Source organism: Mesorhizobium sp. M0296 (genome assembly GCF_040321675.1).
Taxonomy (GTDB): domain Bacteria; phylum Pseudomonadota; class Alphaproteobacteria; order Rhizobiales; family Rhizobiaceae; genus Mesorhizobium.
On record NZ_JAMYRZ010000019.1, the window covers coordinates 76,372 to 89,974 of the forward strand.

Consider the following 13,603-nt stretch of genomic DNA (forward strand, 5'->3'; position numbering starts at 1 on the left):
ATGATCCTGATCGTCTCCGGGGCGCGCTGGCAATAGGCCTAATCAGCCCGAAGTTGCGAAACCGGGCAACTCGGCGAACGATCCATGAACATTCGCCTTGGCCTTGGGTACTGCCGGCGTTGTGAACCTGCCACGGACCTGCCACGGCAATTTCCTCCAGTTGGGATTTGAGTCAGGGCCTCATTTGAAGGATGGCAGTCTGTTCCGTCGGTCGGGGTCTAATCTTCAGGCGAATTTTCCATTCCGGCCACAATGGCCGCCGAGAGTTCGCGACGCAGCTCGGCAAAACTGGTGATCTCGAACTGGCGGCAGACCGCATCCGAACCAAGTAAGATGAAATCGCCCGCGGTGAGTAAGAGGTCAGATACCTCGTGCAGTCCAGTTGCATAGTCAATCTCCCGGACCTCGCCATCGGCGTCAAGGATCAAGTAGGCGTCGAGTTCGCGAGCACCTGAGTGCACCGCAGCGCTGAGCAGCCGGTACACTGATACGTACAAGGGATGGAGGCCAGCCTGTTCGCTCAACACCTTGGTCGTGAGCTTTTTGACGGCACCAGCGCGTTTGACCTGCTCCCTCAACCGAGCGAAATCTTCGTCGCTGACCGCATCTAAGAGTCGTTGCATAATCGGATATTCGGGGTGTTGCCGCGCCTTCTTGATAAGCTCCAAGCGCTCATGCAAGTGATCGTTCACGAAGGCGCGATAGTACTGTTCGCTATCGGCAACAGCGCGGATCACGAACACGGCCTCAAGCTCAGCCCGGATCGCTACCCTGCCGGACGCAACTAGGCCTTTGCTAAGCAGCAAAATGCTCGCTTGGTAGTGCTGAAGGGCGCGTAGGAAGAGGGCTGCCACCAGCATTGCCTGGCCGTCCCTGTTGTGAACTTCCGCCTTGTTGAAAAGCAGCGAATGGCACTCTCGATTTATCCGTCGAGCTAGGTCGAACGCGTCACGATTGGCGCTCGACATTTCGGCCTCGTAGGCGTGGCTTTCCGACAGAAAACCGTCCAGTCCGGCATCAGTCTCCATGCTTGAGGTACCTCCCTTAAACTCCTAGCCTTTATTGGAATTCAAATTCCAGGGTATTTGTGGCATTACGGCTTGGGGCGAGAAGATCGCATGACCGCAGCAGCGGCAGGCGCACATCTAGGGGGAGCGATTGCCGCGAATATTTGACAACATTGAAACCGGGTTGCTTCCGGCTTTGCGTCAGACGCTTGAAGTCTCGGCGCGAGGTGATTTTTGCGTGGGCTACTTCAATCTGCGCGGGTGGAAGTCGATTGACGATCTGATTTCTGCTTGGCCTGGGGGCGAAGGCGATCAGTGTCGGCTGCTGGTCGGGATGCAACGTCTCCCGCAAGAGGAATTGCGGATTGGACTCGGCGCTACGAAGGAAGAACATGCGCTCGATAACCAGACCGCGCTTCGACTGAAGAGGAAGCTTGCTGAAGAATTCCGGGTTCAGCTGACGCTCGGAATGCCAAACAACGCCGACGAGGCAGGATTGCGGCGCCTTGCAGCGCAACTCAAGTCGAAGCAGGTCACGGTTCGGCTCTTTCTGAAACACCCGCTGCACGCGAAGCTCTACCTGTTGTTCCGGCCTGATCCGAACAACCCGGTGACGGGCTTTTTGGGCAGCAGTAATCTCACCCTCTCGGGCCTTTCCAAACAGGGCGAACTGAACGTCGACGTGCTCGATCACGATGCCACGACAAAGCTCGCGAAATGGTTCGACGACCGTTGGTCGGATCGCTGGTGCATCGATATCACCGAAGAACTGATCCAGGTCATTGAGGAGAGTTGGGCGCGGGAAGAGACACTCGACCCCTATATGATCTACGTGAAGATGGCCTATCATCTTGCCCAGGAAGCACGTGCTGGCCTGAACGAGTTTCGAATTCCCTCTGAGTTCGGCAAGCGGCTCTTCGCCTATCAGGAAGCTGCGGTCAAAATCGCGGCTCATCACTTGAACAAGCGAGGTGGCGTTCTGATCGGCGATGTCGTTGGCCTCGGCAAGACGCTGATGGCGACGGCGCTGGCCAAAATCTTCCAGGACGATCACTTTACAGAAACGCTGATTATCTGCCCAAAGAACCTCGTCAAAATGTGGGAGGACTACGTTTCCGAGTATCGGCTGATTGCGAAGGTCCTCTCGGTCACCCGGGTTACGCGCGAGCTGCCGGAGCTTCGGCGCTATCGTGTCGTGCTGATCGACGAAAGCCACAACCTCAGGAACCGCGAGGGCCGCAGATATCGCGCGATCCAGGAATATCTCACGGAGAATGAAAGCCGCTGCATCCTGCTCTCGGCGACGCCCTACAATAAGACGTATGGCGACCTTTCCAACCAGTTGCGGCTTTTCGTTCCTGAGGACCGCGATATTGGCATCCGCCCCGAGCGATTACTTCAAGATATAGGTGAAACCGAGTTCATCAGGCGCCACCAAAGTCCGGTCCGGTCCCTCGCGGCCTTTGAGAAAAGCACTTACACGGATGACTGGCGCGAACTGATGCGCCTCTACATGGTTCGGCGCACGCGCACGTTCATACAGGATAACTACGCCCAGACCGACCCGGCCAACGGACGCAAGTTCCTGACGTTCGAAGACGGCTCGCGCTCCTATTTCCCCGAACGCGTGCCGCGCACGCTTCGGTTCCGGATCAACGACAAGGACGTGGGCGATCAATATGCGAGGCTTTACGCCTCGCCGGTCGTGGATGCGATCAACCTTATGCATTTGCCGCGTTACGGCCTAGGAAATTACGTCGCACCAAAGCCTCACAAGCCGCCGACGCCAAATGAGGCGAAGCAGCTCGATGACCTTTCCCGGGCTGGTAAGCGCCTCATGGGATTCTGCCGTACCAACCTCTTCAAACGGCTTGAAAGCAGCGGTGAGGCGTTTCAGCAATCGCTAGAGCGCCACGTCCTCCGAAACTACATCTTCCTGCACGCTATTGATTGCGATCTTCCTCTGCCGCTCGGCACGCAGGATGCCGGGCTTTTGGACACCGCGAGCTACGACGAGGATGTCGACGATCAGAGCGCCGACGCCGAACTGTTTTCGGAAGGCGAGGACGAGAATACGCAGGATGCCGAGACGCTTGATCTGCGCGACGAGGCAGCCTTCCGCGAGCGTGCCGCGGAGACCTATCGCCTCTACGCCGGCCAGTTCAAGCGGCGGTTCAAGTGGCTCCGGCCGGATCTATTCGTCGCGCAGTTGAAGAAGGATCTGGCGACCGATAGTGCTCGACTTCTAAAGATTCTCGACGAATGCGGCGACTGGGACCATGCGAAAGATACCAAGCTCGCCGCGCTGGTCGAATTGCTGACCAAGAAGCATCCAAAAGAGAAGGTCCTGGTCTTCTCCCAGTTTGCCGACACGGTTCGCTACCTTGAGCGGCGCTTGAAGGGGGCGGGTCTCAAGGCAATGGCGGCTGTCTCCGGGGAAACGTCAGACCCGACTAGCGTTGCCTGGCGGTTCAGCCCGGGCAGCAACAACAAGCGCGACAAGATCAAACCCGAAGAGGAACTGCGCGTCCTCATCGCTACCGACGTGCTCAGCGAAGGCCAGAACCTTCAGGACGGCGCGATCTTGGTGAACTACGATCTGCCCTGGGCGATCATTCGGCTTATCCAGCGTGCGGGCCGTGTGGATCGTATCGGACAGAAGGCCGAGAAAATCCTCTGCTACTCGTTCCTGCCGGCCGATGGTGTGGAGCGCTTGATCCAGTTGCGCTCCCGCGTTCGACAGCGACTGAAGGAAAATGCGGAAGTGGTCGGGACCGACGAAGCTTTCTTCGAGGATGAAGGCGAACGTCAGGAACTCGTCGATCTCTACAATGAGAACGCGGGGATTCTCGACGGCGAGGCCGATACCGAGGTCGATCTTGCATCCTACGCCTATCAGATCTGGAAGAACGCGATCGACGCGAACCCCGCGTTGCAGAAAGCGATCCCGGAGCTTCCATCGGTCGTGTATTCAACGAAGGCATACACGCCACAGGACGGGCGCCCCGAAGGTGCGCTCGTGTATTTGCGCACCGCACAGGGCAACGACGCGCTGGCCTGGGTCGACAAGGACGGCACAAGCGTCACCCAATCTCAGTTCGAAATTCTGAAAGTCGCGGCGTGCGAGCCGAATACGCCCGCGCTGCCGCGGCAGGAAGAGCACCACGCAATGGTCGCAAAAGGCGTCGAGCACATCGCCGCCGAAGAGAAACAGGTCGGTGGGCAACTCGGACGCCCTTCCGGCGCGCGCTTCCGAACCTACGAGCGTCTGAAGCGCCATGCCGACAAGGTGAAGGGGACATTGTTCGATCTGCCCGAGCTCGGGAAAGCCATCGAAGAGATCTACCGTTTTCCGCTCCGACAATCGGCGACAGACACTCTGAACCGCCAGATGAAGGCCGGGATCAGCGACGAAAAGCTGGCCGAGCTGGTCTTGGCGCTGCGAGAGGAGGATCGGCTCTGCCTGATCCAGGATGAAGAACAACAATCCGGCGAACCGCAGATCATCTGCTCGTTGGGGCTCGCGCGTTTGACGGCGTGATGAAGGGGACGGGGATGGACTTCAACGCCGGGAATGCCAAAACACTGCTCGGACAGTTCGAATTTGCGAAGCTTTTCACGGAGGAATTGGGCTGGGATCGGCATAGCTCTGACCTCTCAGTTCCCATCGCGGCCACGACATTTGCGCTGCGAGCAGTAGCCGAGAAGCGCGGGATGGTTGCCTGGGTTTGCCAGGCGCCTGCCGGGCAGCAAATCCCCGATCGCGCCATGCGAAGGAAGATCGAGACTCAGGTCGCCAAGACGACGCTTGAGCACCTGATCATCTTCACGGACGGGAAGCGCGCCGAGCAGGTCTGGTGCTGGGCGCGACGCGAGGCCGGCAAGCCTGCTTCGGTTCCCGAACACTTCTGGTACGCGTCATCGGGCAATCGCGGCTTCCTGCAAAAGCTCGAGGCTATCGCATTCTCGCTCGCCGAGGAGAACGCCCTTACGCTGGTCGATGTCACGGCGCGCGCTCGCGCCGCCTTCGATGTCGAGCGCGTCACCAAGCGTTTCTACGATCAGTTCACAAAGGAACATATCGCGTTCCTCGGTTTCATCAGCGGCATCACCGAGGTGGCGGAAAAGGAATGGTACGCATCGCTGATGCTCAACCGCTTGATGTTCATTTACTTCATGCAGCGGAAGGGGTTTCTGAACGGCGAGCGGGACTATTTGCGCGACCGGCTTGCGCGCTGCCAGCGGGAAAAAGGCCAGGACAAGTTCTATTCCTTCTACCGCTATTTCCTGCTGCGCCTGTTCCATGAAGGGCTTGGCGGCAAGGCGCGGAACCCGGAACTCGACAAGCTCCTCGGCCGCGTCCCCTATCTGAACGGCGGCCTGTTCGAAAAGCACCCGATCGAGGAGCGCTGCCCGGACATCAAGATTCCGGACGAAGCCTTCACGCGCATCTTCGCCTATTTCGACCGCTATCAATGGCATCTCGACGAACGGCCGCTGCGCAACGACAACGAAATCAATCCCGACGTTCTCGGCTACATCTTCGAGAAGTACATCAACCAGAAGCAGATGGGGGCGTACTACACGAAGGAGGACATAACCGAGTATATTTCCAAAAGCACGGTGATCCCCTTCCTGTTCGACACCGCGAAGACCAAGTGCAAGGTGGCTTTCGAGAATCCGGGCGGGCCTACGATCTGGGACCACCTGCGCGACGATGCCGATCGCTACATCTACGCCACCGTCAGGCATGGTACCGAAAACCCGCTTCCGACTGAGATCACGGCGGGCATCGAAGACGTCTCTGCGCGCGCGCTGTGGAACCGCACGGCGCCGGTCGAATTCGGCTTGCCGACGGAAATCTGGCGCGAGGTTGTGGCGCGCCGCACCCGCTATGCGGAGGTCCGAGCAAAACTGTCGGCGGGCGAAGTGCGCGAGATTAATGATCTCATCACGCTCAATCTCGACATCCGGCAGTTCGCCCAGGACGTGATCGAGCGCTGCGAAGGCCCGGACCTGCTGCGCGCCTTCTGGAAGGCGATCGAGGGCGTCACCGTTCTCGATCCGACCTGCGGTTCGGGCGCGTTCCTGTTCGCCGCCCTCAACATTCTTGAACCGCTCTACGAGACGTGCCTTGACCGGATGGAAGCCTTTGTCGCCGATCTTGAACGGTCGCCTGAGGGCCACGCACCGAGGAAATTCGAGGACTTCAAAGCCACGCTGGAAAAGGTCAAAGCCCACCCGAACGCCCGCTATTTCACGCTGAAAAGCATCATCCTGAACAACCTCTTCGGCGTTGATATCATGGAAGAGGCGGTCGAAATCTGTAAGCTCCGGCTGTTCCTGAAGCTTGCAGCGCAGGTTGATCCTGATCAGAAACACGAGAACCTCGGCATTGAGCCGCTACCCGATATCGATTTCAACATCCGCGCCGGTAACACCTTGGTCGGTTACGCGACGCTTGGAGAACTCAAGAAGTCGTTGACTAGTAAACTCGACCTCGACGATTCGCTCGACAACATCACCAAGAGTGCCGCCGACCTTCAGCAGATATTTGATGCCTTTCGAGCCAGACAGGTTCAAGGCGATGGTACTGTCCCTCTAGAAGATAAGATTGCTCTCAGAAGTCGTCTGGCTGACTTGGAGAACGATCTAAATCGAAACCTGGCGTCAGAGTCAGGGGTGAAGCGCACGGACGATCCTGGATACAAAAAATGGTTGAAGGTTCACACGCCGTTTCACTGGTTTCTTGAATTCTACAAGATCATGGAGCAAGGCGGTTTCGATGTAATCATTGGAAATCCTCCCTATGCGGAGATACCTCGTGATCTTCATCGTCCGCTTCTGCGACGAACTTTTCGAAGCGCTTTGGAGCGCTGGAGCCGCGACGAAGACCTTTACACACTGGTCGTCGAAAGAAGTTTGAAGCTACTTTGTTCGACTTCTGGGCAGTTCGGAATGATACTGCCTCTTTCGGTCGCATTCTCGACTAAGCGACCATTCTTGGAACTTCGCAAAATTCTTAGTGGCGAAGGAACACTCGCCGCCTGGTCGCATTTTGATCGAATACCCAGCGCCCTATTCGGAAATGAAGTGAGAACTCGATGCTCAATCACACTTTTTTCCCGAGCAACGTCATCATCACCGCATCGAAACGCTACGACAGCGCTACAGCGCTGGAACGCAGAATCGCGTGACGCATTGTTCTCAACGCTTGGATACGCCGAATTCGATGTTGAGATGCTATCACGCGTGCCGAAGCTAGGAAGCAAGGTCCAAGCAGAGACGCTCGAACATCTGAACTCGCGAAAGCTACCGCTCGGGATCGAACTTAGAGACTCGATTTCGTTCTCCACCCTTTCGGCAGCGGCGCCTAACTTTCCCCAGCCGGCGGTATATGTGGGCGGAACCGCTTATAATTGGTTTCCTGCGTGGCGAGATATTCCGGAAACTACTGACATAAATGGAAGGCCATCGCTTCCCGCACGGACTGCGGGCTATCGATTTAGAACAAACGACGAAGCGGATATAGTATTTGCCTTACTGTGCAGCTCGCTCGGCTACTGGTGGTGGTCGGTTGCGTCAGATGGTTTCAATTTGAAGAAATGGCTTCTCGATAGTTTCCCGGTTTCTTCGACGATTTTCTCATCAAGAGCGAAATCGGAGTTGGCTAGACTTGGCGCGGAATTGCGGGCCGAACTCAGAAAACACTACGTATTCAAAGATAATCGGGGTCGAATTGGAAACTATTTTCTCCCGGATTGCTCAGCCCAGGTTGTTGCCATCGATGATGCTATTGAACGCTCGGGGATAGGAATCGTGCCCGGTTTCTTTGCCGACATCAGAGAACACAATGCCATTTTCGCTAGATCAGGATTGGCGGACGATGGCGGCGAAGAGGCGTCAGACGACGAATGAGGATAGGCATTCTAGCGTGGGGCTCGCTCGTCTGGGACCGTCGAGAACTGGCGATCGCCGACGACTTCAGGCCGCGCGGCCCGCATCTGCCCATTGAGTTCTGTCGCGTCTCGGGAAACGGGCGTCTCACGCTGGTGATCGACGAAGCCTTCGGCGCTTCCTGCGCCACCCATGCGACCCGAAGCAATTTCGCCGATCTGAATGGGGCACTTGAGAATCTTTGGGTGCGCGAGGGTTCGGAGGGAGAGCCGCTTCCAAGAGATCTGCGAAATCAGGGGCGGGTAGGTTTTGTCGACATTTCGTCGGGCCAGCAAAGCGGCAGAGCCATCGATCGCCACCCACAGACTGTCGCAGCGATCACGGCTTGGGCGAAGGCGAACGGCTATGACGCGGCGATCTGGACCGCGCTCGCCAGTAATTTCTATGAGCCTGAAAAGGCCAACGCGCCGTTTTCGGTCGAGAATGCGATGCAGTATCTCGAAACGCGGAACGCGACGACACTCCAAGCCGCACTGACCTACATCCGGCAAGCGCCGCCAGAAATTCAGACACCGGTGCGCGAAGCGGTCAACAAACGCTGGCCGGAAGGATGAACCGACCATGCCGGCCGCGGAACGGGGGGATGACCCGCAAGCCACAATTCGAGCTCACGGCCGCGCACGGGCGCAAGGCCGTTACGCTTTACATCGATCCTGATAAATACGCTCGGCTTGAACAGGTGAAAGAAGAGGACTGTTTCGCAGATCTGCGCGAAGGGGGCCCATCATCCTTTCACGCGCCTAAGTTTGCCGGTACCGCACTTCGGGCATGGGAACGCGGCGAAGCCGTTCTTGTCATACTTTTCGCGCCAGATGCCCTTGTCCATGTTACCTCTCCCCCTTGCATCCGGGGAATTCAGCGACTTGCAACAGCCAATTTGAGTCTCGTTTCGCAAACAAGCGGCGTTATATGCGGCCCCGCAGAGGTTGCGCGACCCTATTCTGACTGCAAATATTGAGTAATGAGCGCGCCGTGTAGAGGGGAAGCATGTTTAATCTGATCGTCCGCAATACGGACTGGAAAACCGGTCGCGCCAACATGATTGCAGGACGCGCTCTTGCCTACACTTCGGACGGTCTCAAACAGCAGTTCCAGCCGGAGGGCAATTTGGCGCTTGACGATCTCGCAAAGCTGCCTTGCCTTTTCATGCAGGAAGGCATCCGTTACGAAGAAGCCTACGTCGGTCACATCACACGCCACCAGATGACGCCAAAAGGCGTGACTTTTGACTTCACTCTAGACCGTCACATCGGTCCCTTGCCAAACTTCGCTCTTTACGAACTCCGGTCTGCGCTGGGCATCGACGACGACTTTGAGTTCCACCACACTCACTGGGCCGTGAAGGACGAAGATTTGCTCCACGTGGTCCTGCGGATGTATGCCTCACGGCGCTCGCGTCCAAACGTTTTTGCACTGGCTGACTTCGCTAACGTCGATCACTGCTTGGTCTCGGCGATGATGCCGTTCGCCAAGGATTTTTCCGATGTTTATGACACCATACGGGAGGCCGCGAAAACGTTCCGGATGAACTGCCAGCGGGCCGACGAGATATTTGAGAATCGATCAGTCATGCAGGATATCGTCAACTTGATTGATAGCTCACGGGTGGTCGTTTGCGACCTTTCAGGCCGGAACCCCAATGTCTTCTACGAGGCCGGCATTGCCCATGCACTCGGCAAGGAAGTCATCCTCATAACGCAGAGACTTGACGATATCCCTTTCGACCTCAGGCACATTCGGAACATCGTCTACGACAATCACGCCGAAGGCCGGAAGGAGTTGGCGAAGAAGTTAATCGCCACAATGGAAACTGTCCTGAGCCGGTAGTTCACGAGTTCACATGGAGCTCATTGGGACAGGGCGCCGCCATGAAATCCCCTTGCCCTCCAGCGGGTGGCATTTGATGGTTATGCATAACGTGGGGGCAGAGCACAGTGGCGATCAGTGAAGATGAAGCGCGCAGCCTGATTGCGACAATTCTGAAGAAGCTGGCCGAAGACGCTGCGCCAGGGGATCGTCGTGCGATTGATGATCTCATCGTGCAATGGCACGCTGAGATTGAGGCGGGTCGGCCGGTAGACCGCAAGCTCAAGGTCAGTATCAGTCCGGGGCTGGACATAGTCGCCGAGGTGCCGCGGTCCCGGACCGCTGCGACTGGCGAGTTCGTCGGCAAGAAGGATTACAGTCAACTCGAACAACTCGATCTGCTTGTCGAGACGCTTGGCTTAGCCTTCGTCGCGCCGCAAATGATGGCGAGCAAGCTCCTCGAGACCGTTCAGCAGTTTGCCGGTGAAGGCGGCGTCCAGGCGGCAGCCCCCGTCACTGTTTTTCTCGCGGCGCCCGGTGAAGTCGAGGACGCACGGCGGATCGACACTGTCATCGCAAAAGAGGCGGCGGCGCGTACTCAAGAGCTCGCGAACATTATTGCCGAGCTCTCCGAAGAGAAGGGCCTCAAGCCACGAGCCGTCCGCGCCCGAGTAGAGGTCCTTTGATGCGAGCCGATATGTGGGACGACATCGAGGCCGCGCTCGGTAGCGCCGCCAGTACGAACTTGTCGTCGGGATCCGCTGGCAACGACCTTTATGAGTGTTATGTCTGGGCGCTTGTGCTTGAGGCGGCGCGACGCGAAGGCGCCACGATCCGCCTCCTTAACCGGACCGGCGCGCCGGCCACCAGTTTCTGGTTCCGAACCTCTCCGTCCGCGATCTTCTCGACTGCGCATGACTATTGCCATGCCCAAATCGACTTTCCCGGCTGCCCGAGTCTCGAGGCGCATATCGGAATCTATGTATCGGGCAAATCGAAGGTCAATCATGAATGCGACGTCGCGGTCGTCTACAAGGACGAGGCCAACACCTGTCGCGCTGAGAGCGTATATCCGCGATCGAGCAAGGTCCTACTCGCAATTGAGTGCAAATACTATCTGAGCAGCAGCTTGGGCGTGAATCTTGGTCGGTCTTTTCTCGGTCTGATCAACGACATCTATACGAGCGGCCGCTTCTTCGTATCTACCCAGAACAGTGGATCAGTTGACCGGCTCTTCTCGCGGCACAACAAGGAATTTGAGATTGGTTTGTCTCCGATGACACCCGATCTCGAGGTGCGCCTCCGCGGGTCGTTCGAGAAGATATTCCGCAACTTCAAGACGCAGTAGCGGCTCGCAGTGCCACGGATGATGGACTCCTTACCGTCATCTTATTTGTCTGCGGGTTTCCACGCGTCAGGGCTTTCTCGGCGGCCTTGCGCCGGTCATTCGCAAGAATGCGGGGTGGAGGAGCGCACGCGGACTCAAGATGCAGGCCCGAGGCCCGATGTGAGCATATTGCGGGAAACCATCTATTCCGCCCGCAATCCGGACTGACCGCTACCGGCCCCTGACCGGAAAGTCCGCTCCTGGTTGGTGGTGCGGACCGCGCCAAAGCAGCGCCGTCGGCGGGGGTGGTTTAGCGGACATTAGTACATCCGGCGCTATCGCTGTGCAGCGCGTCGTGGAGAGAAGTGGATGTGGCAGGAGTTCGTCACTGCTGCTCATCATTCGCGGAGTTCGTCGCGATCAGCAGGCTCACCAAAAATCTCATCGAGCGGTCTGATCGGCTCGCCGACGATAACGATATAAGCGGGCGCCTTGAGTTCATGCCAGAACTGCAGGCGGATTGCGATCAGCCCCTTTGCCGGGCCTGCATCCGGCGATCCTAAGCTAAGAAGGGTGGTATGTGCCGGATCGACCTCGTGAGGCGCGGCGGGGAATCCGCCTCCGACGAATTGCGTAAGATCATCGCTTCGCTTGAGGATCAGGTCGGTCAGGAACGGGCGGAAGCCGTCAGGGTCCAAGGTCATGACCGCAAAGGCGTGCGCCGTCTTGGCGAGGAAGCGGAGGAAATTGCTACGGTTCACGTCGCCCAGCTTCATGGCGACGTGCTTGCAGCCGCCTTCCTGGGCGACCGATCGGTTGATCCTGTCTGCAACCGCCATCTCGGTGAACGACCAGGCACGGCCGTGATCATCGCCCGCTACCGCATCGGGCCGCAGGATTCGCGCTTCCGGCAGCTGCCACAGGTTCAACGTGAGAGGGAGTTCGCCCACCGGGAAGTTGCGGAATCCCAGATCCCGGATCTGCCTTCCCATATCGTCGACCTCGACGAAATGGATGTCGACATCCTTGATGCGCGCCTTCTTGTTGCGCGTAGGGGCATCGACCTGGGCACGGAAAACCCCAAGCTGCTTGCGCAACACATCCTGCTCATAGGGCTGGATGATGGCAGCGCAGGCCCTACACGAGGCGTCGAGGTAGATAACCGAGTTAGCGGCGAGCGCGAATGGAATCACATGCTCGTCGGTGAGCTCATCGGTGCTGCCGCAATATATGCAACGCCCCGGCGAAGGCACCTTCTGAGTCTCGTGCTTGCCCATGTCGATTTCGGTCAGTTTCATCGCCATGAAGTAGCTCAAGCGGCCTTAATCATGAAGAGGGCCGTCGCGCACCAAGTGTTGAATCGCCGCTGCCTGCTTCGGAGATCCCACTGCCGACTTTGATTCCCAGAGCTCACCAGCGCAATGAGGGGGCCGGGTGCGGACCGGCAGTTTCCAGAATCGAGGCGGCGATAGCCGCCATTCAGACCGAGGCAGCGGCTTTTGGCAACTGTGCGTGTGCCCGGTCAGGCAGTGCGGCAGACCCGTCTGGGAGCCACAGAACCAAACGGATTGACATAACTTCCATCTTATGAGAGTTATAAACTATCAGAAGATGGAAGTTCCGTATGGCAAGGCCTACCCACATTTCACCGTCATTTTTCACGTCCCGCGAACTGGCGGTCGCCGCTAGCCTTACGGCGCGCAACATGGGCCTGCTCATTGAGCAGCGTTTGGCACCGGAGGCGGTCGAGTATGGCTCCGGAAAATCGGGCCACCGCAGGTATGATGCGGCTGCTCTGGCGCACGCTGCTTTGATTGGGTGCCTTCAGAGTGCAGGTTTTGAGCTGCTTGTTTCCGCGCGGTTGGCAACTGCTTTTGCCGATGACCACGCTGCCAGCCACGGACGTTTGCCCTCGAACCTCGGCACGTTCCTCCACCCGCCGCTCAATCCCGAAAAGTCATTTCCTTGGGGCAAGACGCCTGACGATCCTGACATCAGCTTCGAACAGGATTTCTGGCTTCACTACCTTCTTCGCAACCGGTCCAGCATCTACGTGCGGGGCAAGGCTTTGAAGGGTGATTTCATCATCGAGATCTCTGACCACGCCTATGTCATGACGCGTATTCTCGACCTCGAAAAGGTGAAGGTCTTCTCGCCGGTTTCGCGCGATGGGCTGCCAGTTAGCATCGAGTATCGGATTGCCGGACGTGGCTCCGCGGCACGGATCGTTCCGGCTCATATGGAAATAAACAGCCTGGACTTCTCGGTTGATCCGGTGTCGGCCGAGCAGATGCGCAGGCTGGAGCAGGACTATCTCAAGGGGCGCAGGGATGCCGAGACGATCGTCAACATCAATCTCTCGCTCGGCATCCGCAATGCCTTCGATCGCGTTCAGGACGACCGAGAGACGAGAGGCGGCATCCTCGTGCCTGAGCTACAGACGGAAGGTTGACTGACCTTAGATGACCGGGAGTGGGAACTGCCGCCAGGACTCGCAACGTCTTCT

General features: G+C 57.8%; 9 protein-coding genes. 7 read left to right on the forward strand and 2 right to left on the reverse strand.

Features of this window, described 5'->3' with window-relative positions:
- Nucleotides 1-218: 218 nt before the first annotated feature.
- Nucleotides 219-1,028, reverse strand: coding sequence for a DUF5677 domain-containing protein (locus NKI97_RS19255; protein WP_352835948.1), 810 nt, complete (start codon nucleotides 1,026-1,028; stop codon nucleotides 219-221).
- A 130-nt stretch (nucleotides 1,029-1,158) separates the two neighbouring features.
- On the opposite strand from NKI97_RS19255, the gene NKI97_RS19260 reads away from it, so the two are divergent.
- The 6 genes from NKI97_RS19260 (at nucleotide 1,159) to NKI97_RS19285 (ending at nucleotide 11,118) form a co-directional block, all read left to right on the forward strand.
- A complete protein-coding gene (locus tag NKI97_RS19260) occupies nucleotides 1,159-4,548 on the forward strand; it encodes a helicase-related protein (RefSeq protein WP_352835950.1) in 3,390 nt (1,129 codons plus the stop codon).
- Nucleotides 4,549-4,562: 14 nt separating this feature from the next.
- The gene (locus NKI97_RS19265) at nucleotides 4,563-7,925 is read left to right on the forward strand and encodes an Eco57I restriction-modification methylase domain-containing protein (protein WP_352835953.1); all 3,363 of its coding nucleotides are present in this window, start codon (nucleotides 4,563-4,565) and stop codon (nucleotides 7,923-7,925) included.
- Nucleotides 7,926-8,059: 134 nt separating this feature from the next.
- A complete protein-coding gene (locus NKI97_RS19270) occupies nucleotides 8,060-8,518 on the forward strand; it encodes a hypothetical protein (protein ID WP_352835956.1) in 459 nt (152 codons plus the stop codon).
- Nucleotides 8,519-8,951: 433 nt separating this feature from the next.
- A complete protein-coding gene (locus NKI97_RS19275; protein WP_352835958.1) occupies nucleotides 8,952-9,791 on the forward strand; it encodes a hypothetical protein in 840 nt (279 codons plus the stop codon).
- A gap of 107 nt (nucleotides 9,792-9,898) precedes the next feature.
- Nucleotides 9,899-10,456 (forward strand): hypothetical protein, encoded by a 558-nt coding sequence (locus NKI97_RS19280; protein WP_352835961.1) that lies wholly within the window; start codon nucleotides 9,899-9,901, stop codon nucleotides 10,454-10,456.
- 11 nt (nucleotides 10,457-10,467) lie between these two features.
- The gene (locus tag NKI97_RS19285) at nucleotides 10,468-11,118 is read left to right on the forward strand and encodes a hypothetical protein (RefSeq protein WP_352835963.1); all 651 of its coding nucleotides are present in this window, start codon (nucleotides 10,468-10,470) and stop codon (nucleotides 11,116-11,118) included.
- Nucleotides 11,119-11,495: 377 nt separating this feature from the next.
- Here the strand turns inward: NKI97_RS19285 and NKI97_RS19290 are convergent, their stop codons facing one another.
- On the reverse strand, nucleotides 11,496-12,401 hold the full coding sequence (locus tag NKI97_RS19290) for a hypothetical protein (RefSeq protein ID WP_352835966.1): 906 nt from the start codon (nucleotides 12,399-12,401) through the stop codon (nucleotides 11,496-11,498).
- A gap of 401 nt (nucleotides 12,402-12,802) precedes the next feature.
- Here NKI97_RS19290 and NKI97_RS19295 point away from each other — a divergent pair, with 401 nt between their 5' ends.
- Complete coding sequence (locus NKI97_RS19295) at nucleotides 12,803-13,549, forward strand: hypothetical protein (protein ID WP_352835968.1); 747 nt, start codon at nucleotides 12,803-12,805, stop codon at nucleotides 13,547-13,549.
- Nucleotides 13,550-13,603 lie beyond the last annotated feature (54 nt).